Here is a 19,321-nt window from a genome sequence, read left to right on the forward strand (position 1 = left end):
CGGCGTGACGCGAGAATGGCGCCATGCCGACGACCGGTGCCCTGCGCTTTACCGCCCCCGAACGCGAAGTCCTGCTCGCCACGCGCGGCGTCGGGCCCAAGGTCGTCGAGCGGCTGGAGCAGATGGGCCTGCACACCCTGGCCGCACTGGCCGATGCCGACGCACGCGACCTGCTGGAACAGGGTGCACGCCTGAGCGGCAGCAGCTGCTGGAAGAACAGCCCGCAGGCCAGGGCCGCGATCCAGGCGGCCATCGCCTCGGCACTGGCTCACGTCGACGGCACGCGCTGAGCCGGCGGCCGCCGTCCCGCGCGCCCGGCCCCCGGTTCGAGTGGCTCGCTGAACCTTTCTGCGCAAACCTGATAGCTGCTGCGCCCGGGTTGTGCGCAGTGGCCGAGGCCGGCGATATAAGCCGCGCAAACGAGCGGCGCGCCACTGCACTGGACGCGCAGCCGGTGACCAGCACGGCAGCCCCGCCCGTCGGGGTTGAATCACCACCATGCGACTGGAACCCTGCGGCCCGTGGCCATTGCCGCGTCCGTTCGACGCCCAGGCCCCGGCGCGGGCCGGGCGTCCCGTTTCATCGGTTGTCGCCGGCTGAGGTGCCTCCGGTACCTGGGCCGCGAGGATGTCTCGGGATAAACCCGATGGCACGCAGACGAGATTTCGATGAAACAGTTGCCGGTCGTCGCCGATGACGACATATCGAGAATGGCGCGGGCCGATCCGCTGGGCTCCCTGGGAAACTCGTCGGTTTGTTCCGACGACGGTCTGGAGGGGGCGAGGTGTTTCGCCGGACGCCGTCCAGTGCGATCACCATCACCGACATCAAAAAAATGCCGCGAATGAACGGCGTCGAGACCCTCCGAATGATCCGTGCGGAAACTCGGCAGCGCGCCCTGCTGGTTTTCGTGCAGTCCCGCCCGGGTTTCGACGGCAGGTGGCCGCAGGCCCGCGCTTGTGCTGCCATCGGCGGGTTGTGCCGGCCGGTTGATCCGGTGCTGCTGGAGGCCGCGCTGCGTGTCCCCGGCGAGCGCTGAGTGCCAGACGACGATGAGGTCGAACGATCCCGCCGTCTTCCGATTCGTCACCGATCATCCGGCCGTGGCTGAAGCCTTCTTCTCCGGGCCTTATGCCCCGGTCAAGGTGCTGGTGCCCGGGCGCCGGCTGCACCTGGACATCACGAGCGCGCTCGGCGCGGGGCTGGGGCTTTATCGCACGCGCAGTTCGACCGGCCTGCGCTTCCAGACCGACTCGCTGTTCGACGGCTACAACGTCGCGGTGGCGACGAGCGGCCGCCATTCGCTGATTTCCGGCGGCCGGGAGCGGCAGGCACGTGCCGACGCCGGCCTGGTGTCCGACGGCGCCGTGGTCGAGTCGGTGGACCTGGGGCCCGACCTGAACTTGCAGGGCCTGTCGATCACCTCCGACGTGCTGCACCAGTGCCTGGCCGAGCTGATCGACGCCCCGGTGCTGGCCCGCGTGCGTTTCCAGCCGGTGCTGGAGCCGGGCTCCACCACGATGCGCACGCTGCTGCTGCTGTGCGAGGCGATGAGCACCGGGCTGTCGGGCGACGCGCCGCTGCAGCAGTCGCCGGCGGCGCTGTCCAGCCTGCGCAGCACGATCGCGCATCTGGTGCTGACCGGCATCCCCAACAGCTACAGCGATCAGATCGCCGGCCGGCTGCCGCGCCAGCTGTCGCCGGCGCACGTGCGCCGCGCGATGGACTACATGCAGGCCAACGCCTCGCAGCCGCTGACGATCGCCGATGTCGCGCTGGCGGCGGGCGCTTCGGCGCGCTCGCTGCAGACGGCGTTCCGCCAGTTCCGCGGCTGCACGCCGTCGGAGTACCTGCGCCAGATCCGGCTGGAACGTGTGCGCGCCGACCTGCTCGACGGGAGCCAACCGCGCTCGGTGTCGCGCATCGCGATGCACTGGGGTTTCGCGCACATGGGCCAGTTCGCCGAGCGCTACCGCAGCGCCTACGGCGAGGCTCCCAGCGCCACGCTGGCGCGCCGCGGCCGCTGAGCTTTCTGCTGCGCCGCAGCACCGCCGCGGGCCCTCCGCTCGTGCGCCAAACCGACCACTCCGGTGCCCAAACCGCCGCTCCGAATTCGGCCCGGCGGCGCGTTTTCGCATTCCTAGACTGCCCCTCAACCGTGCTCACCTTGACCGATCACGGTGCATCGAAGAGGAGTAGCAACAATGTCCGCCACCAGCAGAATAGACGTAGGCGCCGTACGCGCCCCCGTCGCTGAATCATCCTGGACCGCTCACGATCGGACGTGGGTTTTGGGTCTGTTCGCCACGGCCATCGGCGCGGGGACCTTGTTCCTGCCGATCAACGCGGGCTTGGGCGGCATCTGGCCGTTGCTCGTGATGGCCCTGCTGGCTTTCCCGATGACGTATCTAGCGCACCGGGGGCTGATCCGCTTCATTCTCTCTTCGTCCAAACCCGGCAGCGACATCACCGAAGTCGTGACCGAGCATTTCGGCCCGCTCGCCGGCAAGCTCATCACGCTGCTCTATTTCTTCACGATCCTCCCGATCCTGCTGCTCTACGGCGTCGGTCTGACGAATACCGTCGAATCGTTCATGACGCACCAGCTGCACATGGAGGCATGGCCGCGGGTGATCCTGTCGTTCGTGCTCACCGCCGGGCTGATCGCCGTCGTCGCGCTCAGCGAGAAGATCGTCGTCAAGGTGATGGGCTGGCTCGTCTACCCGTTCATCTTCGTGCTGATGGGTCTGGCGCTGTTCCTCGTGCCCGAATGGAACGGGGCCGTGCTGCAAGGCGGCGTGCCCTCGATGGGCAAGTTCAGCGTCACGCTGTGGCTGAGCATCCCGGTGCTGGTGTTCTCGTTCAACCACTCGCCGGTGATCTCGCGCTTCGCCGTCGCGCAGCAGCAGGAATACGGCAAGGACGCCGTCGGCAAGGCCGACCAGATCGAGAAGTACGCCGCGCTGATGATGGTCGTCGTGGTGATGTTCTTCGTCTTCAGCTGCGTCTTCGCGCTGTCGCCGGCCGACCTGGCCGCCGCCAAGCAGCAGAACATCTCGATCCTGTCCTACATCGGCAACAAGTTCCAGAACCCCTGGGCCGCCGTGATCGCGCCGCTGGTCGCCTTCGTCGCGATGAGCAAGTCCTTCCTCGGCCACTACCTCGGCGCCCGTGAAGGCCTCAACGGCTTCATCACGCAGCAGATGCAGGCCCGCAACAAGGTCGCCAATCTCTCGAAGATCAACCGCGGCACGATGCTCTTCATGTTCCTGACGATCTGGGGCGTGGTGACCATCAACCCGAGCATCCTCGGCATGATCGAATCGCTGTGCGGCCCGATCATCGCGGCGCTGCTCTTCCTGATGCCGATGTACGCCATCCGCAAGGTCCCGGCGATGCGCAAGTACGCGAACAACCCGACCAACGTGATCGTGGTGTTCATCGGCGCCGTGGCGATGTCGGCGATCTTCTACTCGCTGATCGGTCTCTGACATCCGGTTTGCTGCCCGCCGGCCTCCGTCCCTGAACTTGGACGGGCGGCGGGGTCCGGCGGGCAGCGTCTTCCCAACAAGGGGAACTCACCATGATCAGCATGTTCCAGCTCTACAAGGTCGGCATCGGCCCCTCGAGCTCCCATACCCTCGGCCCGATGAACGCCGCGCGGCGTTTCGTCGACGACCTTCGCGCCCTGGGCAAGCTGGCGCAGGTCGGCTCGGTGGTGATCGACGTCTACGGCTCGCTGGCACTGACCGGCCTGGGCCACAAGACCGACGTGGCGCTGCTGCTCGGCCTGATGGGCGAGCTGCCCGACACGGTCGACGTCGGCGCGATCCCGGGCCTCGTCCAGAAGGTGCGCAGCACGCAGCGCATCCGCCTGGGAGCCGACGGCCCCGAAGTCGAGTTCGGCCGCACGGCGATGACCTTCCATCACTCCAGCCTGCCGCGCCACGAGAACGGCCTGACGATGAAGGCCTGGGCCGGCGATCGCCTGCTGCTGGAGAAGAACTACTACTCGATCGGTGGCGGCTTCGTCATCGAGGACGGCGCCGCGGCCAACGCCGACGACGCCGAGGCCGCCGCGCCGTACCCGTACAAGACCGCCGCCGAGCTGCTGGCGCACTGCCGCAGCACCGGGCTGTCGCTGTCGGGGCTGGTGCTGCAGAACGAGCTGCAGCTGCACAGCGAGCAGGAGGTCACGCGCTACTTCGCCAACATCTGGGCGCAGATGTCGCAGTGCATGGAGCGCGGCATGAAGACCGAAGGCGTGCTGCCGGGCCCGTTCCGCGTGCCGCGCCGCGCGGTGGCGCTGCACCGGCGCCTGGCCGCCGCGGGGACGCTGTCCAAGGACCCGATGAACATCATCGACTGGGTCAACATGTTCGCGCTCGCGGTGTCCGAGGAGAACGCCGCCGGCGGCCGCGTCGTCACCGCGCCGACCAACGGCGCCTGCGGCATCGTGCCGGCGGTGCTGGCCTATTACGACCACTTCATCAACCCGGTCGGCGAAGACGACTGCACGCGCTTCTTCCTCGCCTCGGCGGCGATCGGCGCGCTGTTCAAGACCAACGCGTCGATCTCCGGCGCCGAAGTCGGCTGCCAGGGCGAGGTCGGCGTGGCCTGCTCGATGGCCGCCGCCGGCCTGGCCGAGCTGCTGGGCGGCTCGCCCGAGCAGGTGTGCATCGCGGCGGAGATCGCGATGGAACACAACCTCGGCCTGACATGCGACCCGGTGGGCGGGCAGGTGCAGATCCCCTGCATCGAGCGCAACGCGATGGGCGCGGTGAAGGCGATCAACGCCGCGCGCATGGCGCTGGGCCGCACCAGCCAGCCGATCGTGCCGCTGGACAAGGTGATCGAGGTGATGTTCGAGGTCGGCAAGGACATGGACCCGAAGTACCGCGAAACGTCCTGCGGCGGGCTGGCGCTGAAGGTCTCGGCGCCGATCCCGATCGCGGTTGCCGAACCCGAGCAGGAGTGCATCCGCTGGGCGCCCTGAAAACGCCCCGCGCCGGGCCGCCCACCGCAAAATAGCGTGGTGGGCGGCCTGTCGCGTACCGACGCCCCGAGCAGTCAAGAGGTACGCAGTTGACCCTGAGTTCGATCGTCTCGCTGTCGCTGTCGTTGCTGCAGCAGATGTGCGTCTATCTGGTGGTGGCCTACGCCCTCAGCCGGACGCGTTTGTTCATCCCGCTGACGCGCGCGACGATTCGCTGGCCGCACCGCATCGCGTGCTACCTTATCTTCTCGGCCTTCTGCATCATGGGCACGCTGCTCGGGCTGCCGGTGGTGCGCGGCAACGCGATCGCCAACACGCCGGCGATCGGCGCGGTGCTCGGCGGCCTGCTGGGCGGCCCGATCGTCGGGCTGGGCGTCGGCATCACCGGCGGCCTGCACCGCTACACGCAGGGCGGCTCCTTCGGCCTGGCCGCGGGCCTGGACATCGTGATGCAGGGCCTGGCCGGCGGCCTGACCCACCGCTACCTGATCCGCCGCGGCAAGACGCGGCTGCTGTTCAGCCCGACGCTGGCCGGCGGGCTGACCTTCATCACCATCCTGATCGAGCTGGGCATCGACCTGGCGCTGTCGCGGCCCTTCGACGAGGCGCTGCAGATCGTCAAGCTGATCGCGCTGCCCGAGCTGATCGCCAACACCGGCGGCGCGGCGATCTTCGTGAAGATCCTGCTCGACCGGCGCGACAGCATCGACCGCCAGTCGCGCGCGTTCTCGGCCAAGGGCTGGACATCGCGGCGCACGTCGACGGCGTGCTGCGCGACGGCTTCGACCACGAGAACAGCATGCGCGTGGCGCGCATCATCTACGAGCAGACCGGCGTCGGCGCGGTGGCCATCACCGACCGCGAGAAGCTGCTGGCCTTCATCGGCATCGGCGACGACCACCACCTGCCGGGCACGCCGATCTCTTCGGAGCAGACCTTCCAGGCGATCCGCGGCAACGAGGTCATCTTCGCCGACGGCAACGAGGTGCCGTTCCAATGCTCGATCAGCCCGCACTGCAAGCTGGGCTCGGCGCTGGTGATCCCGCTGGTCGGCGAGGAGCGCCAGGTGATCGGCACGATCAAGCTCTACGAGCCCAAGACGCGCATCTTCTCGACGATCAACCGCACGCTGGGCGAAGGCATCGCCAAGCTGCTGTCCAGCCAGATCCTCGACGGCCGCTACGAGCGCCAGAAGAGCCTGCTGCTCGAAGCCGAGCTGAAGCTGCTGCACGCGCAGGTCAACCCGCACTTCCTGTTCAACACGCTCAACACGATCATCGCCATCACCCACGACGACCCGGCCAAGGCGCGTTCGGTGCTCACCGACCTGGCGGTGTTCCTGCGCAAGAACCTCAAGCGCCCGACCGAGGACGTCGTGCTGTCCGAGGAGATCGCGCACATCAAGGCCTACCTGGGCATCCAGCTGACGCGCTTCGAGGACCGGCTGTCGGTGGAGATCGACATCCCCGATCAGCTGATGGCGCTGCGCGTGCCGGCGTTCACGCTGCAGCCGCTGGTCGAGAACGCGATCAAGCACGGCACGGCGCAGATCATCGGCGTCGGGCGCGTGTCGATCCGCGCGCACCTGGACGGGCAGGCGGTTTGTCTGGTGGTCGAGGACAACGCCGGTCGCTACGATCCGAAGCCCGGTGGCGGCGGCCTCGGCATGAACATCGTCGACCGTCGCCTGAAGAACCGCTACGGCGAGGCCTACGGCGTCACGATGAGCTGCGAGCGCCAGGTGTCCACACGCGCGACCGTCCGCATCCCCCTGGAGGCCTTGAGCTGATGATCACCGCCCTCATCGTCGACGACGAGCCGTTCGCGCGCCGCGACCTGCGCCGCGCGCTGGAGCCGGCCAAGGACATCCAGATCCTGGGCGAATGCGGCAACGCGATCGACGCGCTGACGCGCATCCACATCGACAAGCCCGACGTCGTGTTCCTGGACATCCAGATGCCGCAGATCACCGGCATCGAGATGATCGGCATGCTCGACCCGGAAACGATGCCGCACATCGTCTTCCTCACCGCCTACGACGAGTACGCGGTGCGCGCGTTCGAGAAGAACGCCTTCGACTACATGCTCAAGCCCGTGACGGCCGACCGCCTGGAGCTGACGCTGGAACGGCTGCGCAACAGCTTCTTCAAGCACGACTTCAGCGTGCTGCCGGAGGTGAACCACCTGCGCCAGATCCCGTGCTACGGGCAGCACAGCGTGGTCTTCGTGCAGGCCACCGACGTCGAGTTCGTCGAGGCGCGCACCACCGGCATCTACGTCAGCGACCTCGACGGCCAGGAGCACCCGACGGCGCTGCGGCTGAACATCCTGCAGCAGCGCACCAACCTGCTGCGCTGCCACCGCCAGTACCTGGTCAACGTCGACCTCGTGCACAAGCTGCAGTACCTGGAAAGCGGCCTGGCCGAGTTCGTCACCCGCCGCGGCCGCGTGATCCCGATCAGCCGCCGGCTGCTGCCGGAGATCAAGGAGCGGCTGGGGATCAGCTGAGGGCGGGGCGGCCGTTCAGATCAGCTCGATCGCGCGCTGCAGCCGGGTGCTCGTCGCCACGAGGCCGCTGCGCACGAAGCGCTCGACGAAGACTTCGGCCGTCAGCGCCGGGTTGCGCATGCGGCGCCGCATGTCCTTCAGCGCGCTCAGCACTGCCAGTTCGTCGAGGTCCATCTGGGCGACGAGAAAGTCGTCCGGATGCACGGCCTCGAGGCCGTGGGGCGCCAGAGCGGTCGCCGGGAAGTCCTTCAGGTTGCACGTCACGATGCAGTCGGCATGTCCCGCGATGGCCGCCGCGAGCACGTGCACGTCTCCGCTGTCGGGCAGGCGCAGCGCCGGTTCCAGCCGGGCACAGGCACCGGCATCGACTTCCCAGTCCGGCGTCGCCTGGCGCATCAGGTCGCGCCGGCGTTCGAAGCTGCCCGGCGGCCGGCCTCGGTCCCGTTCCAGACTGCGCATCCATTCGGCTTCGATGGCCGACGTCCACTTGGCGGCGAACAGGCCGGCGACGGAGACGCTGATCAGCGCGTCGCAGACGACGATCGGATAGAGCACGCAGGCGTCCAGGAGGGCGGTGTAGCGTGCGTGTCCGGCCATGGCCTCTGCCCGGTGCTGCGGCGCTGCTCGTCAGTAGTTGAGCCCTTGCTCGCGCAGGTCGTCGGCCATCGCCTGCAAGGCTTGATGGCGTTGCGCCATCGTCTTCTCGCGGTAGCGCTGCAGGTCCTCGAACGCGATGCGCCGATGCGTGCCCACCATGCGGTGCGGCAGGCGGCCGGCTTCGATCTCCTTGATCAGGAAGGGCCGACTCACGTTCAGCAGGTTGGCGGCTTCGACGGTCGTCAGCTCCTGCCGGGCCGGCATCAGCGCAACCGGCTTGCCTTCGCTCAGGGCGCCGAGCAGGTCGGCGATCAGGCGCAGTGCCGCCGGCGGCACGCTGATCGCAGGTGTCACACCGTCGTCGCTCTCGACGGTGATCGCCGCGGCGCGGGAGTGGTCCAGCGTCGCCATCAGGCAGCGCTGCGCCGCCCGCGCCAACTCGGCCTCGGCGGGCGTCAGCGGGCGATGCAGCAGGCGCTCCTTGTCGAGGGTGGCGTTGGACATGGCGGCTCTCCTGCGGGAACGATGGTGATGCCGCCGACTGTACCGAATAAATGAAATAAGTGAATCGAATGCAATCAATGAAGCGACGGATTTGTCGCTCGCCGCGCTGGAACGCGGTCTGCCCTACTGCAGGTTGTGCCCCGCCAGCCGCTTCGGGTCGGGGATGCGGATCTCGCGCTTGTCGATGACGATCAGCCCGGCGGCTTCCAGCTCGTGCAGCACGCGCGAGAAGTACTCGGGCGTCAGCGACAGCCGCGAGGCGATCGTCGCCTTGCTGACCGGCAGGCTGACACGCAGGTCGCGGCGCTGGGCCTGGGCGGCCGGGGTGACGCCGGCGTCGGCCAGCGAGAAGGCCGCGGCGTCCTCGGCCTCTTCGGGCAGGGCGCGCAGCAGGTAGCCGATGACACGCTGCATGCCGCTGTGCAGCGAGTAGGCCTGCACGTCGTGCACCAGCCCGTGCAGCCGGCGCGAGATGCCCGCCAGCATGCGCAGCGCGAAACGCGAGTCGCGGTCGATCTCGGCCAGCACCGCGGCCTTGCCGACGCTCAGCACCAGCGTGTCGGTCAGCGCCTGGGCGTTGATGATGTAGGGCTTGCCGGTGAACATCAGCGCCTCGGCGAAGGTGTTGCCCGGGCCGACCAGCTCGATGACCTTCTCCTGCCCGGCCGGCGAGATGGCGAACAGCTTGACCTGTCCCATCACGGTGACGTGCAGCTCCTCGCAGGGTTCGCCGACGCGGAACACCGTGTCGCCGCGCGAGTGGCGCCGCAGCCGGCAGCCTTCGGCCAGGCGCTGCAGCTCCTCGGGGCTCATCTCCTGGAACAGCGGCAGCACCGCCAGGTAGCGCGGGATGTCGAAGCTCCTCGTCTCCATTCGTTCTCCTGAGGCCGGCAGGCGCGCCGGCGGCGCGGGGTCGGAACCGAGGATGCGCCCGATTCCGATGCGGGCCAACTATTGATTGACGTCAATTCTGGCAGTCGGGGCTCCCGCGCTCAACCACGGGTCATGCGTGCGTAGACGGCGGCCAGGCGCTGCACCAGGTCCTGCGGGCGGTGCACCAGCGCCCAGCCGTGCTGGCCGAAGAGCATCGGCAGGTAGTCGTGCGCGCTCTCGTCGATGGTGACGCAGAAAGGTTGCAGCCCGGCGTCGCGCGCCACCTGCACCGCGTGGCGCGTGTCCTCCAGGCCGTAGCGGCCTTCGTAGACGTCCAGGTCGTTGGGTTTGCCGTCGGTCAGGATCAGTAGCAGCCGCTGGCGCTCGGGGCGGGCGGCCAGGCGCTGCGTCGCCAGGCGCAGCGCGGCGCCCATGCGCGTGTAGTAGCCGGGCTTGATGGCGCCGATGCGCGCGCGTGCCGCGCCGTCCCAGGGTTCGCCGAAGCCTTTCAGGTGCTGGATGCGCACGTTCTGGCGCCGCACCGACGAGAAGCCCAGCATCTCGAAGGCGTCGCCGCTGGCCGCCAGCGCCTCGCCGAAGACCCAGAGCGCGTCGCGGATCACGTCGACGATGCGTGCGTCGTGGCCGGCCCAGGCGTCGGTGGACAGCGACAGGTCGGCCAGCAGCAGCGTCGCCAGGCTGCGCTCGCCGCGCACGCGGCGCTGCCAGACGGCGGGCTGCTCGTCGACGCTGCCGGCGTCGGCCAACACGCGGTGGCGCAGCCAGGCGTCGAGGTCGAGCTCGTCGCCGTCGGCCTGGGCACGTGCGCGCACCGGCGCGGCGCGCAGCACCTCCATGCGCCGGCGCACGCGGCGCGCCACCGCGCGCAGCGCCGGCGGCGGCTGCCAGGGCGGCGGCGCGGCGGCGACCAGCACCTGGGCGGCGCAGTGATCCGGGATCAGCAGCTGCTTGCGCCAGTCCCATTCGGGCAGGCGCACGCCGGGGCCCAGCGGGCGGTCGTCGGCGGCGGCACTGGGCAGGTCGAGGTCGAAGCGCACGCGCGACGCGGCGCGGCTGCCGTCGGGCGCGATGGCCAGCGTGTCCATGTCGTCGGCGGCGGCCAGCGCGTTGCCGTCGTCGTCATCGTCGCTGGCACGGTCGACACGCACGAACTCGCCCCAGGACAGGATCGACTCGGCGCGGAAGAACATCATCAGCGGCGCCTTGCCGCGTTCGTCCTGCACACGTTCGGCGTGGCGGCGGCGGTCGCTGGTGGTCGGCTTGGCGCGGGCGGCTTCGTCGTCGCCCGCTGGGGCCGGGTCCTGGCGCGCGGCGGCGACGGCGGCTTCGGCGGCGTCCAGCCACAGCCAGACCGGCGCGGCGTCGGTGGGTTTCAGCCCGGCGGGCAGGGCGAGCGGCTCGCCGCGCAGCGCGCGCTGCACGCTGGTTTCGGCCACCGCGGCGGCGCCCCGCAAGCTGCCCGGCGCCGGGCGCAGCGCCAGTTGCGCGGCGACCAGCTCGGCGTGCGTGGCACCCAGCCCGGGGAACTGCGCCAGCGCGGCGGCGGTGGCGTGCAGGTTGTCGGCCAGCCAGTCGCCGTTCGGCGTGTAGTGCGCGGCGAGCGCTGCCAGCCACAGGTACAGGCGGCGGTTGAGCGCGGCGTCGGCGAACACCGACACCTCGGGCGGCAACGACAGCGCCTCGGCGTCCAGGCGTGCGGTGGCGGCGTGCGTGCCGCTGCCGGCCACCCGCTGCAGCCAGCCGCGCGGGCCGCCGGCGCGTGTGGCCGCAGCCGACGCGAAACGCAGCCCGGGCGCGCCGCCGCCGGCGCGGAACATCAGCGTGATCGTGCGCTGCACCTCGGGCAGCGTGACGGCGGCGTCGGCGTGGCGGCGCTCGGCCGCGCGGCTGATGAAACGGTGCCAGTGCTGGCCCACCCACTCTTCCATCTCAGACCACCTCTTCGGGTTGGGGCGCGGGGCGCTCGGCGCGCAGTTCGGCGGCGCGCAGGCGCAGCGTCTCGCGCAGCGCGTCGGCGCCGGTGCGCCATTCGAGCAGCGGCTCGCGCGCCTGGGCGGCTTGCGACTGCTCGCACTGGTCCAGGCAGCGGCCGCACTGCACGCAGGAGAACATGCGGCGCTTGATGTCGCGCGGCTTCAGCCGCATCGGGCAGACGGTGTCGCAGGCGCTGCCGCCGGGGGCGGCTGCGGTGCTGCAGCTGCGGCAGTCGCGTGCACGGGCACGGTCGTAGGCGACGACCATCGCGCGCGGGTTGGCCATCCAGGCCAGGCTCTGGAACAGCCCGACGGCGCAGCCGAAGCGGCAGAACAGGTGGCGCGCGAAGACGAACTCGGCGGTGAACGCCGCCGTCGCGACGGCGAGGAAACGCGCCTGGTTGGGCGTGGACTCGCCGGCCAGCAGCCGGCCCCAGACCTCGGCCGGCGGCAGCAGGTACGACAGCAGCGTCACCGCCCACAGGAAGCCGAGCCCGGCGGCGAGCAGCACGAACGGCGGCCACCAGCGCCAGTCGCCGCGTGCGGCGGGCGGGGCGGCGTCCCACAGGCTCGCGCGGCCCAGCGCGCGGTGCATCAGCCGGTCCAGCGTCTCGACGGCGCTGAAGTGCGGGCACAGCCAGCCGCAGTACAGCCGGCCCCAGCGCCAGGCGACATAGAGGAAACCGACGGCCAGCACGATGGCCGGCACGAAGGCGCGCAGCAGGATGGCGAGCGCGACCTCGGTGGCGCCAATGCGCCCGGCCGTGAAGTCGGCGATGCCCAGCGTCCACGGCCGGCCCAGCAGCCAGAGCTGGGCCTCGTGCAGGTCCCAGCGCAGCAGGTCCAGCGCCGGCGCGCTGACGAACAGCGCCAGGAAAGCGGCCTGGAAGAGCCGGCGGCGGCGTTGCAGGGCGGCGGACACGGGGCGGGGCGCAATGGAGGCGGCCGCACCGAGGCGGCCGCGGGTTTCAGGTGCCGAGCACCGCGCCGACGACCTCGTCGAGCGCGGCAGCGGTGTCGGCGTCGTCGGTCAGCGCGTCGACGATCGCGGCGCGGCAGGCCGCGCGCAGCGGCACGCCGCCGGCGGCCAGGCGGGCGGCCATCACCAGCAGCCGGGTGCTGGCCGTCTCGTCGAGGTCGTGCTCGGTCAGGCGGCGCAGCGCCTGCGCCAGGCGCACCAGGCGCGCGGCCAGGTCCGGCGCGACGCCGGACTCCATCTCGACGATGCGCGTCTCCAGCACCGGCTCGGGGTAGCCCAGCGTCAGCGCGACGAAACGCTGGCGCGTGCTGGGCTTCAGGCTCTTCAGCAGGTTCTGGTAGCCCGGGTTGTACGAGACGACGAGCATGAATCCCGGCGGCGCGGCGAGCAGCTCGCCGGTGCGTTCGATCGGCAGCACGCGGCGGTCGTCGGCCAGCGGGTGCAGCACGACGGTGGTGTCCTTGCGCGCCTCGACGACCTCGTCGAGGTAGCAGATCGCGCCCTGGCGCACGGCGCGCGTCAGCGGGCCGTCGGCCCAGACAGTGCCCTGCGCGCCGATCAGGTGGCGGCCCACCAGGTCGGCGGCGGACAGGTCGTCGTGGCAGCTGACGGTGACCAGCGGGCGGCCCAGGCGGGCCGCCATGTGCTCGACGAAACGGGTCTTGCCGCAGCCGGTGGGGCCCTTCAGCAGCAGCGGCAGCCGCTGCCGCCAGGCCTGCTCGAACAGCGCCGCCTCGCCCGCCTGCTCGGCGTAGAAGGGCAGCGCAGCCCCGCCGGTGCGGCCGGCGTCGGGCTGGAACAGGTCCAGCCCGAGGGCGCCGCGTTCGCTCATGTCCATGGCAGCGGCTCCTTCAGCTCAGGCTTGCGCCAGCTTGGCCGACGGCACCGTGTCGGCCTTCACCGGCTCGCCACCGACGAAGAAGCTGGAGAAGTAGGTGAACTGGCCGAGCAGGAAGGTCACGCCGCCGGCGATGCGCACCCAGTAGAAGAAGCGCAGCTGGTCCTGGGTGGACATGAAGCTCATCGCGCCTTCGGTGGGCATGCGTTGCAGCCAGATCTGCAGGATGCCGGCGCCGGTGAGCGCCAGCACCATCACGCCCATGCCGATCGACATGATCCAGAAGCTCCACATCTCGACGGCCTGGGCGCGCTGGCTGTTGGCGATGCGCCCGCGCAGCGTCGGCATCGCGTAGCTGATCAGCGTGATGACCACCAGCACGTAGGCGCCGTAGAAGGCCAGGTGGCCGTGGGCGGCGGTGACCTGCGAGCCGTGGGTGTAGTAGTTCACCGGGCTCAGCGTGTGGATGAAGCCCCAGAGGCCGGCGCCCAGGAAGCCCATCACCGCGGTGCCCAGCGCCCACAGCACGGCGGCCTGGTTCGGGTGCTCGCGGCGGCGGCGCTGCACCATGTTGAACGCGAACACCGTCATCATGAAGAACGGGATCGGTTCCATCGCGCTGAACACGCTGCCGATCCACTGCCAGTAACCCGGCAGGCCGATGAAGTAGAAGTGGTGGCCGGTGCCCAGGATGCCGGTCATCAGCGCGAAGGCGATGATCACGTACAGCCACTTGTCGATGACCTCGCGGTCGACGCCGGTCGTCTTGACGAGCACGTAGGCCAGCAGCGAGCCGAGGATCAGCTCCCAGACGCCTTCGACCCACAGGTGGACGACGAACCACCAGTACATCTTGTCGCGCACCAGGTTGTGCGGGTTCACGAAGCTGAACAGGAAGAACACCGCCAGCCCGGCCAGGCCCAGCAGCAGCACCAGCGTGATGCTGGTCTTGCGGCCCCTCAGCACCGTCATGCCGATGTTGAACAGGAAGCCGAGCGCGACGACGACGATGCCGACCTTGGTCGGCAGCGGCTGCTCGAGGAACTCGCGGCCCATGGTCTGCAGCAGGTCGTTGCCCGTCAGCTCGGCGAGCTTGGCGTAGGGCACGGCGAGGTAGCCGACGATGGTCAGCGCGCCGGCGACGAGGAAGATCCAGAACAGCGCCAGCGCCAGCTTCGGGCTCCAGAGCTCGGTCTCCGACTCCTCGGGCACGATGTAGTAGGCCGCGCCCATGAAGCCGAACAGCAGCCACACGATCAGCAGGTTCGTGTGGACCATGCGGGCCTGGTTGAACGGGATGTAGGGGAACAGGAAGTCGCCGATGACGTACTGCAGCCCGAGGCCGATGCCGAACAGGATCTGCCCGGCGAACAGCAGCATCGCGGCGATGAAGTACGGCTTCGCGACGGCCTGCGAGCGGTACTTGAGGACTTGGTGGGTGTTCATGGAGGGTGCTCCGGCGCTCAGCCTTCGATGTTGGGAGGCCACTTCTCGGTGTTGATCTCGCCGGTCCACTTCAGGAACTGCACGAGATCGTCGAGTTGCTGCTCGTTGAGGTCGAACTGCGGCATCTGCCGGCGGCCGGGGATGTGCGTCGGCTGGGCCTTGATCCAGGCCTTGATGAACTCGCCGCCGCGGCGCTGGTAGACGTTGCCCAGCTCCGGCGCGAAATACGCGCCTTCGCCCAGCAGCGTGTGGCAGCCGATGCAGTTGCGGGTCTCCCAGATCTTCTTGCCGGCGATGACCTGAGGCGTGATCGCGCTGGCGTTGGAGCGTTGCGGGATGCGCTGCTCCGTGTGGAAGACGAGTGCGGCGAACAGCAGTGCGAAGAACACTGCGCCGCCGTAGAACATGTTGCGGGCCATCTGCTTGGTGAACCCGCCCCGGACTTGGCTCATGGAAAGCGCCTCCTTGACTTCGGTGCGCTTATCCTCCTTTTTTGCTCGGGTACTTTCCTTGAACCGGTTCAAGGATTCGACCGGAGGGCCCGGGGGAGCATCCCGACATGGCCCGCGAGCGGCGGGCTGCCCTGTCCCACGCCGAGAGAATCCGACGATGAGCTCTTCCGACAAGGTCCCGCACGCGGTGGCCGACCTGATCGCCTACATCCTGGTGCGCTTCCACGAGACGCACCGCAGCGAAGTCCCCGAGCTGGTCGCGCAGGCGCGCGTGCTGGCCGACGCCGGCGTGCTGCCCGAGCTGGCCGACCATCTGGAGCTGATGGGCGAGGCGCTCGAGGAGCACATGTTCAAGGAGGAGATGCGGCTGTTCCCGATGATGGAGCAGGGCGGCGGCACGCTGATCGACCTGCTGCTCGACGACCTGGAACGCGAGCACCGCGCGCACGAGGTCTCGATCGCGCGGCTCGAGGAGCTGCTGGCCCAGCTGCCGGCCACGCCCGGGGCCGCGCTGCTGGCGGCCGGCTGCCGCAAGTTCGTCGACGACCTGCTGCAGCACGTGGCGGCCGAGGACGGCGACCTGTTCCTGCGCTTCGGGCCGCGGCGCACGACGGCGGTGGGGCGCGTCGTGCAGCCCTGATCGGGGCAGGGTGGCCGCAAGTCCCCTGGCATTCGGCGCGGCGGCTGCTATTCTTATCTGTACATCTTGTACAGAATGCCTGTCATGCCCACGCAAGTCCCACACGACACGCTGCCGCCCGACCCGGTGTCGATCGCCGTCGAGACCGATGTGCAGGTGCTCACGTTCGAGATCGCCGGCGGCGAGATGACGCTGGACGTCGAGCCGGTGGCCGTGGCGTCGGCACGCGCCGACATGCCGGCGCTGATGCGGCGCTCGGCCGAAACCGGGCGCGGATTCCTGATCCGCAACGCACGCAACCCGGCGGCGGCGTCGGCGCTGCTGATCGATCCCGAGGTGCTCAAGCGCCGCATCGCCGAGGCGCGGCCGCCGCGCACGCTGGGCCAGCTGGTCGAAGGCCTGCCGTTCCGCGGCCTCGGCGCCAACCCGCTGCTGGACGTGCCGGCGCTGCCGGATGACGTCCTGCCCGAACTCGAGATCCCGGTGCGATGAACTGGCTGCTGCCCGCCCCGACGCTGGCGCAGCTCGTCGCCTCGGTGCCGACGGCGGCCCAGCGATGGGCGCACGGCGTCGATGCCCGCGCGCTGCGCGTCAGCGTGATCTCCGTGGCCCAGCTGCGCACCCGCATCCAGCTCGAACCGGCGCCGGCCACGCGGGCCCGGCTGGACGTCGACCTGACGACGCTGCTGGCGCAGATCGAGGCCGACTCGGGCATCGCGCCGCTGGCCTTCAGCGCCGAGCACGCGCTGCTCTGGAGCCATCTGTGCCTGGAGCCGACGCTGGCCGGCCTGGCGCAGACCGAGCGCCAGATCTACGCCACGGCGATGTACGAAGGCCTCACCGTCGTCGAGCCGGCGCGGCCGCAGCACGCGGCGCTGCAGGCGCTGGGTGTTCGCCTGCATGCACTCTGACCCCGAGACGTCGCAAGGCGAGGGCCTGGAACTGCCGGCGCCGCGCAGCAACGCCGCCGACGCCTACGCGCCGCTGCGCGTGCTGTCGCTGACCGGTGGCGGCTTCCGCGGCCTGTTCACGGCGCGCACGCTGGTCACGCTGTGCCGCCAGGCGCGCCGCGAGGGCCCGCTCGACGGCTGTTTCGACGTCTTCGCCGGCACCTCGATCGGTGGCCTGATGGCCTGTGCGCTGGCGGTCGGTGTGCCGCCGATGCGGGTGCTCGACGCCATCGACGCCCATGGCCCGCGCGTGTTCCGCAAGCCGGCCGGGGCTTCGATCCGGCGGCTCTTCTTCGGTGCGCTGTACGACGCCGACAACCTCGCCAAGGCGATCCGCGACTGCCTCGGCGCGCATGCGAACACCCGCCTGTCGGCACTGGAACGCGGCCTGCTGGTGCCGGCGGTCGACTGGCTTGCGGGCGAACTGCAGGTCTTCCGCAGCGCCTGGTTCGGCCGCGCCCGGACGTCGGACGCGACGCTGCTCGAGGTCTGCCTGGCGACGTCGGCGGCGCCGACCTACTTCGACGCCGCGCAGATCGACGGCAAGCCGATGCTCGACGGCGGCCTGGCCGCCAACAACCCCGACGCGCTGGCTCTGCTGGAGATCCTGCGCCGCTTCCCGGCTGCGGCGGCCAGGATCGAGATGCTGAGCCTGGGCACCGCGGGCTTCGCCGCCACGCGCCAGGCCTCGCAGGCGCGGCGGTCGGCGCTGGGCTGGGCGCCCGACCTGCCGAACTGCATGATCGACCTGCAGGAACGCAGCGCCGCCCGCCAGGCGCAGGCGCTGCTGGGCACTCGCTACCGCCGCATCAACCACCCGGGTGACGCGAGCGAGGCCTTCACGACGCTGGACACGGCCGACGCCGGCGCCCGCGACCGCCTGCTGCGTGCCGCCGACGAGGCGGCCGCCGCCGCGTACCGCCAGGACGGTGTCTTCGTCGACCGGATGCTGAGCGCCTCGCGCGCCTGAGGCGCGGCCATGAAAAAAGCGCCCCGCGGGGCGCTTTCGTCTGAGCGGGCCGCCTCAGCGGCGCAGCACGGCCATCGGGTCGCCCGGCAGGCGCGCGTGGCTGCGCAGGTCGGCGAGTTCGGTCGCCGACAGGCGCTCGGCGCCTTGCGGCACGTCGGGGCGGTGCAGCGCGAGTTCACGCATGCGCGTGGCCAGCGTCAGCGCGAAGGCGCGGGCGAAGACCTCGTCGCTGTCGCAGGCCTCGAACAGCGATTCCAGCGGCAGCGCGAGCAGTTCGATCGGCTCGCGGATCACCGCGGCTTCGGCCCAGCCGCCCGGCAGGTCGAGTGCGCCGGTGACGTCGAACCATTCGCCGGGGCCGATCAGGCGGCGCTCGATGAAGCCGCCGTCGGCGCCCAGGCGGCCCAGGCTGGCGCAGCCGTGGCGCACCAGCCACCACGACGGCTCCGGCCGGCGCGGCGAGCCGAGCGTGAAGCGCCCGGCCGGGCAACAGATCATGCGCGAGGCGTCGCTCAGGCGCACCAGCGTCGAGTCCGGCACCGGCATCGGCGCGAAGGCGATGCGCAGCAGGGCGACGTCGTCTTCGAATGTGCCCGTGACGAAGCTCGCGTGGGTGGGCTGCGACGCCGAATCCGCGTCCTGACCTGTCGTGTCGGTCGAACACTTCATCATGTTGGTCTCCTGCATCGTGAAACGCTGCACCGGGTGGTGGCGTGTAGGGACTCTGGCGACGCCGAGGCGTCAGGGATTTGTCCCAGCACAACCCGCCGCGAACCAGGACCCCGGGGTATCCCTCGATCAGCGTTTTTTGCGGATTCGAACAGTTTACCCATGATGCCGTTGCGGGCAAACGGCATGCCGGCGCTTGGTCTTTGCGGATCGTGGGAGCGGCCGCGGCGGGCCGAAGCGGCGCCTCAGCGGGCGCCGAGACCGGTGACGTAGATGCGCGCCGAACGCTCGACCAGGCGGTCGATGTCGAGCGCCACGTCGACCGCGGGATCGGTCTCCAGACGGCCGTCGACCAGCAGTTGCGCCAGCCCGTGCGCGAAGCCCCAGGCGGCCATCGCTTCGTCGGTCGCAGGGGCCGGCACGCCGAGCGCGACGAGCGCGCGGCGCAGCGTGTCGAGCACGCGGTGGCCGGCTTCGGCCAGCACCGGATGGTCGGCCTTGCGCACCTCCGGCCCCAGCATCAGCCGGTACACCGCCGGATGGGCGAGGGCGAAAGCGACGTAGGCGCGCGCCATCGCGACGAAGCCGGCCGCCGGATCGGCCGGCGCGGGCAGCGCGGCGAAGACCGCGCGCAGGCGGTCGAAGCCGCCGGCGGCGATGTCGGCCAGCAGCGCCTCGCGGCTGGCGTAGTGGCGGTAGGGCGCGGCGTGCGACACGCCGACGGCGCGCGCCACTTCGCGCAGGCTGACCTCGGCCGCGCCGCGTTCGACCAGCACGCGTTCGGCCGCCTCGCGCAGCGCTGCGCGCAGGTCGCCGTGGTGGTAGGCGCGGCGCGGCGGCTCGTCGGTCGGGGTGGCGGAGCGGTCCATGCCTCAGTATAAGTCCATGTTGACAGCGTAAACATC

22 protein-coding genes are annotated in these 19,321 nt (G+C 70.3%); 12 read left to right on the plus strand and 10 right to left on the minus strand.

Annotation, left to right across the window (positions count from 1 at the left end; all coding sequences use genetic code 11):
- Positions 1 to 23 precede the first annotated feature (23 nt).
- The 8 genes from RGE_RS03465 (at position 24) to btsR (ending at position 7,504) form a co-directional block, all read left to right on the plus strand.
- On the plus strand, positions 24 to 290 hold the full coding sequence (locus RGE_RS03465) for a hypothetical protein (protein ID WP_014426926.1): 267 nt from the start codon (positions 24 to 26) through the stop codon (positions 288 to 290).
- A gap of 494 nt (positions 291 to 784) precedes the next feature.
- Positions 785 to 1,039: a response regulator transcription factor gene (locus RGE_RS03470; protein ID WP_014426927.1), complete on the plus strand. Its 255-nt coding sequence runs from the start codon at positions 785 to 787 to the stop codon at positions 1,037 to 1,039.
- 64 nt (positions 1,040 to 1,103) lie between these two features.
- Complete coding sequence (locus RGE_RS23025) at positions 1,104 to 2,027, plus strand: helix-turn-helix domain-containing protein (protein WP_052310964.1); 924 nt, start codon at positions 1,104 to 1,106, stop codon at positions 2,025 to 2,027.
- 351 nt (positions 2,028 to 2,378) lie between these two features.
- Complete coding sequence (locus RGE_RS03480) at positions 2,379 to 3,491, plus strand: SLC5/6 family protein (RefSeq protein ID WP_310732388.1); 1,113 nt, start codon at positions 2,379 to 2,381, stop codon at positions 3,489 to 3,491.
- Between the two features lie 92 nt (positions 3,492 to 3,583).
- Positions 3,584 to 4,996, plus strand: a complete 1,413-nt coding sequence (locus tag RGE_RS03485; RefSeq protein ID WP_014426930.1) for an L-serine ammonia-lyase — start codon at positions 3,584 to 3,586, stop codon at positions 4,994 to 4,996.
- A 125-nt stretch (positions 4,997 to 5,121) separates the two neighbouring features.
- Positions 5,122 to 6,036 carry a LytS/YhcK type 5TM receptor domain-containing protein gene (locus RGE_RS24490; protein ID WP_232504983.1) on the plus strand — a complete coding sequence of 305 codons (915 nt, stop codon included), beginning with the start codon at positions 5,122 to 5,124 and terminating at the stop codon, positions 6,034 to 6,036.
- A gap of 26 nt (positions 6,037 to 6,062) precedes the next feature.
- The gene (locus RGE_RS24495; RefSeq protein ID WP_232505015.1) at positions 6,063 to 6,785 is read left to right on the plus strand and encodes a sensor histidine kinase; all 723 of its coding nucleotides are present in this window, start codon (positions 6,063 to 6,065) and stop codon (positions 6,783 to 6,785) included.
- Positions 6,785 to 7,504 carry a two-component system response regulator BtsR gene (gene btsR, locus RGE_RS03495; protein ID WP_014426931.1) on the plus strand — a complete coding sequence of 240 codons (720 nt, stop codon included), beginning with the start codon at positions 6,785 to 6,787 and terminating at the stop codon, positions 7,502 to 7,504. Before RGE_RS24495 ends, btsR begins: the two co-directional genes overlap by 1 nt.
- A gap of 15 nt (positions 7,505 to 7,519) precedes the next feature.
- Here btsR and RGE_RS03500 read toward each other — a convergent pair whose 3' ends face one another.
- The 8 genes from RGE_RS03500 to RGE_RS03535 form a co-directional block, all read right to left on the minus strand.
- Positions 7,520 to 8,101 (minus strand): PIN domain-containing protein, encoded by a 582-nt coding sequence (locus tag RGE_RS03500; protein WP_014426932.1) that lies wholly within the window; start codon positions 8,099 to 8,101, stop codon positions 7,520 to 7,522.
- A 30-nt stretch (positions 8,102 to 8,131) separates the two neighbouring features.
- Complete coding sequence (locus RGE_RS03505) at positions 8,132 to 8,605, minus strand: excisionase family DNA-binding protein (RefSeq protein WP_014426933.1); 474 nt, start codon at positions 8,603 to 8,605, stop codon at positions 8,132 to 8,134.
- Positions 8,606 to 8,728: 123 nt separating this feature from the next.
- On the minus strand, positions 8,729 to 9,478 hold the full coding sequence (locus RGE_RS03510) for a Crp/Fnr family transcriptional regulator (protein ID WP_014426934.1): 750 nt from the start codon (positions 9,476 to 9,478) through the stop codon (positions 8,729 to 8,731).
- A gap of 119 nt (positions 9,479 to 9,597) precedes the next feature.
- A complete protein-coding gene (locus tag RGE_RS03515; protein WP_014426935.1) occupies positions 9,598 to 11,427 on the minus strand; it encodes a nitric oxide reductase activation protein NorD in 1,830 nt (609 codons plus the stop codon).
- A 1-nt stretch (position 11,428) separates the two neighbouring features.
- Complete coding sequence (locus RGE_RS03520; RefSeq protein ID WP_014426936.1) at positions 11,429 to 12,394, minus strand: 4Fe-4S binding protein; 966 nt, start codon at positions 12,392 to 12,394, stop codon at positions 11,429 to 11,431.
- A gap of 46 nt (positions 12,395 to 12,440) precedes the next feature.
- Positions 12,441 to 13,289 carry a CbbQ/NirQ/NorQ/GpvN family protein gene (locus tag RGE_RS03525; RefSeq protein ID WP_014426937.1) on the minus strand — a complete coding sequence of 283 codons (849 nt, stop codon included), beginning with the start codon at positions 13,287 to 13,289 and terminating at the stop codon, positions 12,441 to 12,443.
- Between the two features lie 18 nt (positions 13,290 to 13,307).
- Entirely contained in the window at positions 13,308 to 14,735 is a 1,428-nt protein-coding gene (locus RGE_RS03530) for a cbb3-type cytochrome c oxidase subunit I (RefSeq protein WP_014426938.1), read from the minus strand.
- Between the two features lie 17 nt (positions 14,736 to 14,752).
- Positions 14,753 to 15,187, minus strand: coding sequence for a c-type cytochrome (locus RGE_RS03535; protein ID WP_014426939.1), 435 nt, complete (start codon positions 15,185 to 15,187; stop codon positions 14,753 to 14,755).
- Positions 15,188 to 15,344: 157 nt separating this feature from the next.
- Here RGE_RS03535 and RGE_RS03540 point away from each other — a divergent pair, with 157 nt between their 5' ends.
- The 4 genes from RGE_RS03540 (at position 15,345) to RGE_RS23030 (ending at position 17,747) form a co-directional block, all read left to right on the plus strand.
- Positions 15,345 to 15,827, plus strand: a complete 483-nt coding sequence (locus tag RGE_RS03540; RefSeq protein WP_043783773.1) for a hemerythrin domain-containing protein — start codon at positions 15,345 to 15,347, stop codon at positions 15,825 to 15,827.
- An 84-nt stretch (positions 15,828 to 15,911) separates the two neighbouring features.
- Positions 15,912 to 16,319 carry a hypothetical protein gene (locus tag RGE_RS03545; RefSeq protein ID WP_014426941.1) on the plus strand — a complete coding sequence of 136 codons (408 nt, stop codon included), beginning with the start codon at positions 15,912 to 15,914 and terminating at the stop codon, positions 16,317 to 16,319.
- Positions 16,316 to 16,738 carry a PIN domain-containing protein gene (locus RGE_RS03550; RefSeq protein ID WP_014426942.1) on the plus strand — a complete coding sequence of 141 codons (423 nt, stop codon included), beginning with the start codon at positions 16,316 to 16,318 and terminating at the stop codon, positions 16,736 to 16,738. The genes RGE_RS03545 and RGE_RS03550 overlap by 4 nt, the downstream gene beginning before the upstream one ends.
- The gene (locus RGE_RS23030; protein ID WP_148280115.1) at positions 16,728 to 17,747 is read left to right on the plus strand and encodes a CBASS cGAMP-activated phospholipase; all 1,020 of its coding nucleotides are present in this window, start codon (positions 16,728 to 16,730) and stop codon (positions 17,745 to 17,747) included. The genes RGE_RS03550 and RGE_RS23030 overlap by 11 nt, the downstream gene beginning before the upstream one ends.
- Before the next feature lie 54 nt (positions 17,748 to 17,801).
- Here RGE_RS23030 and RGE_RS03560 read toward each other — a convergent pair whose 3' ends face one another.
- Positions 17,802 to 18,449, minus strand: a complete 648-nt coding sequence (locus RGE_RS03560) for a Crp/Fnr family transcriptional regulator (protein ID WP_014426944.1) — start codon at positions 18,447 to 18,449, stop codon at positions 17,802 to 17,804.
- A 212-nt stretch (positions 18,450 to 18,661) separates the two neighbouring features.
- Complete coding sequence (locus tag RGE_RS03565) at positions 18,662 to 19,285, minus strand: TetR/AcrR family transcriptional regulator (RefSeq protein WP_014426945.1); 624 nt, start codon at positions 19,283 to 19,285, stop codon at positions 18,662 to 18,664.
- Positions 19,286 to 19,321 lie beyond the last annotated feature (36 nt).

The sequence above is a fragment of the Rubrivivax gelatinosus IL144 genome (assembly GCF_000284255.1).
Classification (GTDB): Bacteria; Pseudomonadota; Gammaproteobacteria; order Burkholderiales; family Burkholderiaceae_C; genus Rubrivivax; species Rubrivivax gelatinosus_A.

What these genes read in the sequence shown, in the direction of transcription:
- RGE_RS03465 (WP_014426926.1), top strand. Translation starts at nt 24, where the DNA reads ATGCCGACGACCGGTGCCCTGCGCTTTACCGCCCCCGAACGCGAAGTC.
- RGE_RS03480 (WP_310732388.1), top strand. Translation starts at nt 2,379, where the DNA reads ATGGCCCTGCTGGCTTTCCCGATGACGTATCTAGCGCACCGGGGGCTG.
- RGE_RS03485 (WP_014426930.1), top strand. Translation starts at nt 3,584, where the DNA reads ATGATCAGCATGTTCCAGCTCTACAAGGTCGGCATCGGCCCCTCGAGC.
- btsR (WP_014426931.1), top strand. Translation starts at nt 6,785, where the DNA reads ATGATCACCGCCCTCATCGTCGACGACGAGCCGTTCGCGCGCCGCGAC.
- RGE_RS03500 (WP_014426932.1), bottom strand. Translation starts at nt 8,101, where the DNA reads ATGGCCGGACACGCACGCTACACCGCCCTCCTGGACGCCTGCGTGCTC.
- RGE_RS03505 (WP_014426933.1), bottom strand. Translation starts at nt 8,605, where the DNA reads ATGTCCAACGCCACCCTCGACAAGGAGCGCCTGCTGCATCGCCCGCTG.
- RGE_RS03510 (WP_014426934.1), bottom strand. Translation starts at nt 9,478, where the DNA reads ATGGAGACGAGGAGCTTCGACATCCCGCGCTACCTGGCGGTGCTGCCG.
- RGE_RS03515 (WP_014426935.1), bottom strand. Translation starts at nt 11,427, where the DNA reads ATGGAAGAGTGGGTGGGCCAGCACTGGCACCGTTTCATCAGCCGCGCG.
- RGE_RS03525 (WP_014426937.1), bottom strand. Translation starts at nt 13,289, where the DNA reads ATGGACATGAGCGAACGCGGCGCCCTCGGGCTGGACCTGTTCCAGCCC.
- RGE_RS03530 (WP_014426938.1), bottom strand. Translation starts at nt 14,735, where the DNA reads ATGAACACCCACCAAGTCCTCAAGTACCGCTCGCAGGCCGTCGCGAAG.
- RGE_RS03535 (WP_014426939.1), bottom strand. Translation starts at nt 15,187, where the DNA reads ATGAGCCAAGTCCGGGGCGGGTTCACCAAGCAGATGGCCCGCAACATG.
- RGE_RS03540 (WP_043783773.1), top strand. Translation starts at nt 15,345, where the DNA reads ATGAGCTCTTCCGACAAGGTCCCGCACGCGGTGGCCGACCTGATCGCC.
- RGE_RS03545 (WP_014426941.1), top strand. Translation starts at nt 15,912, where the DNA reads ATGCCCACGCAAGTCCCACACGACACGCTGCCGCCCGACCCGGTGTCG.
- RGE_RS03550 (WP_014426942.1), top strand. Translation starts at nt 16,316, where the DNA reads ATGAACTGGCTGCTGCCCGCCCCGACGCTGGCGCAGCTCGTCGCCTCG.
- RGE_RS23030 (WP_148280115.1), top strand. Translation starts at nt 16,728, where the DNA reads ATGCACTCTGACCCCGAGACGTCGCAAGGCGAGGGCCTGGAACTGCCG.
- RGE_RS03565 (WP_014426945.1), bottom strand. Translation starts at nt 19,285, where the DNA reads ATGGACCGCTCCGCCACCCCGACCGACGAGCCGCCGCGCCGCGCCTAC.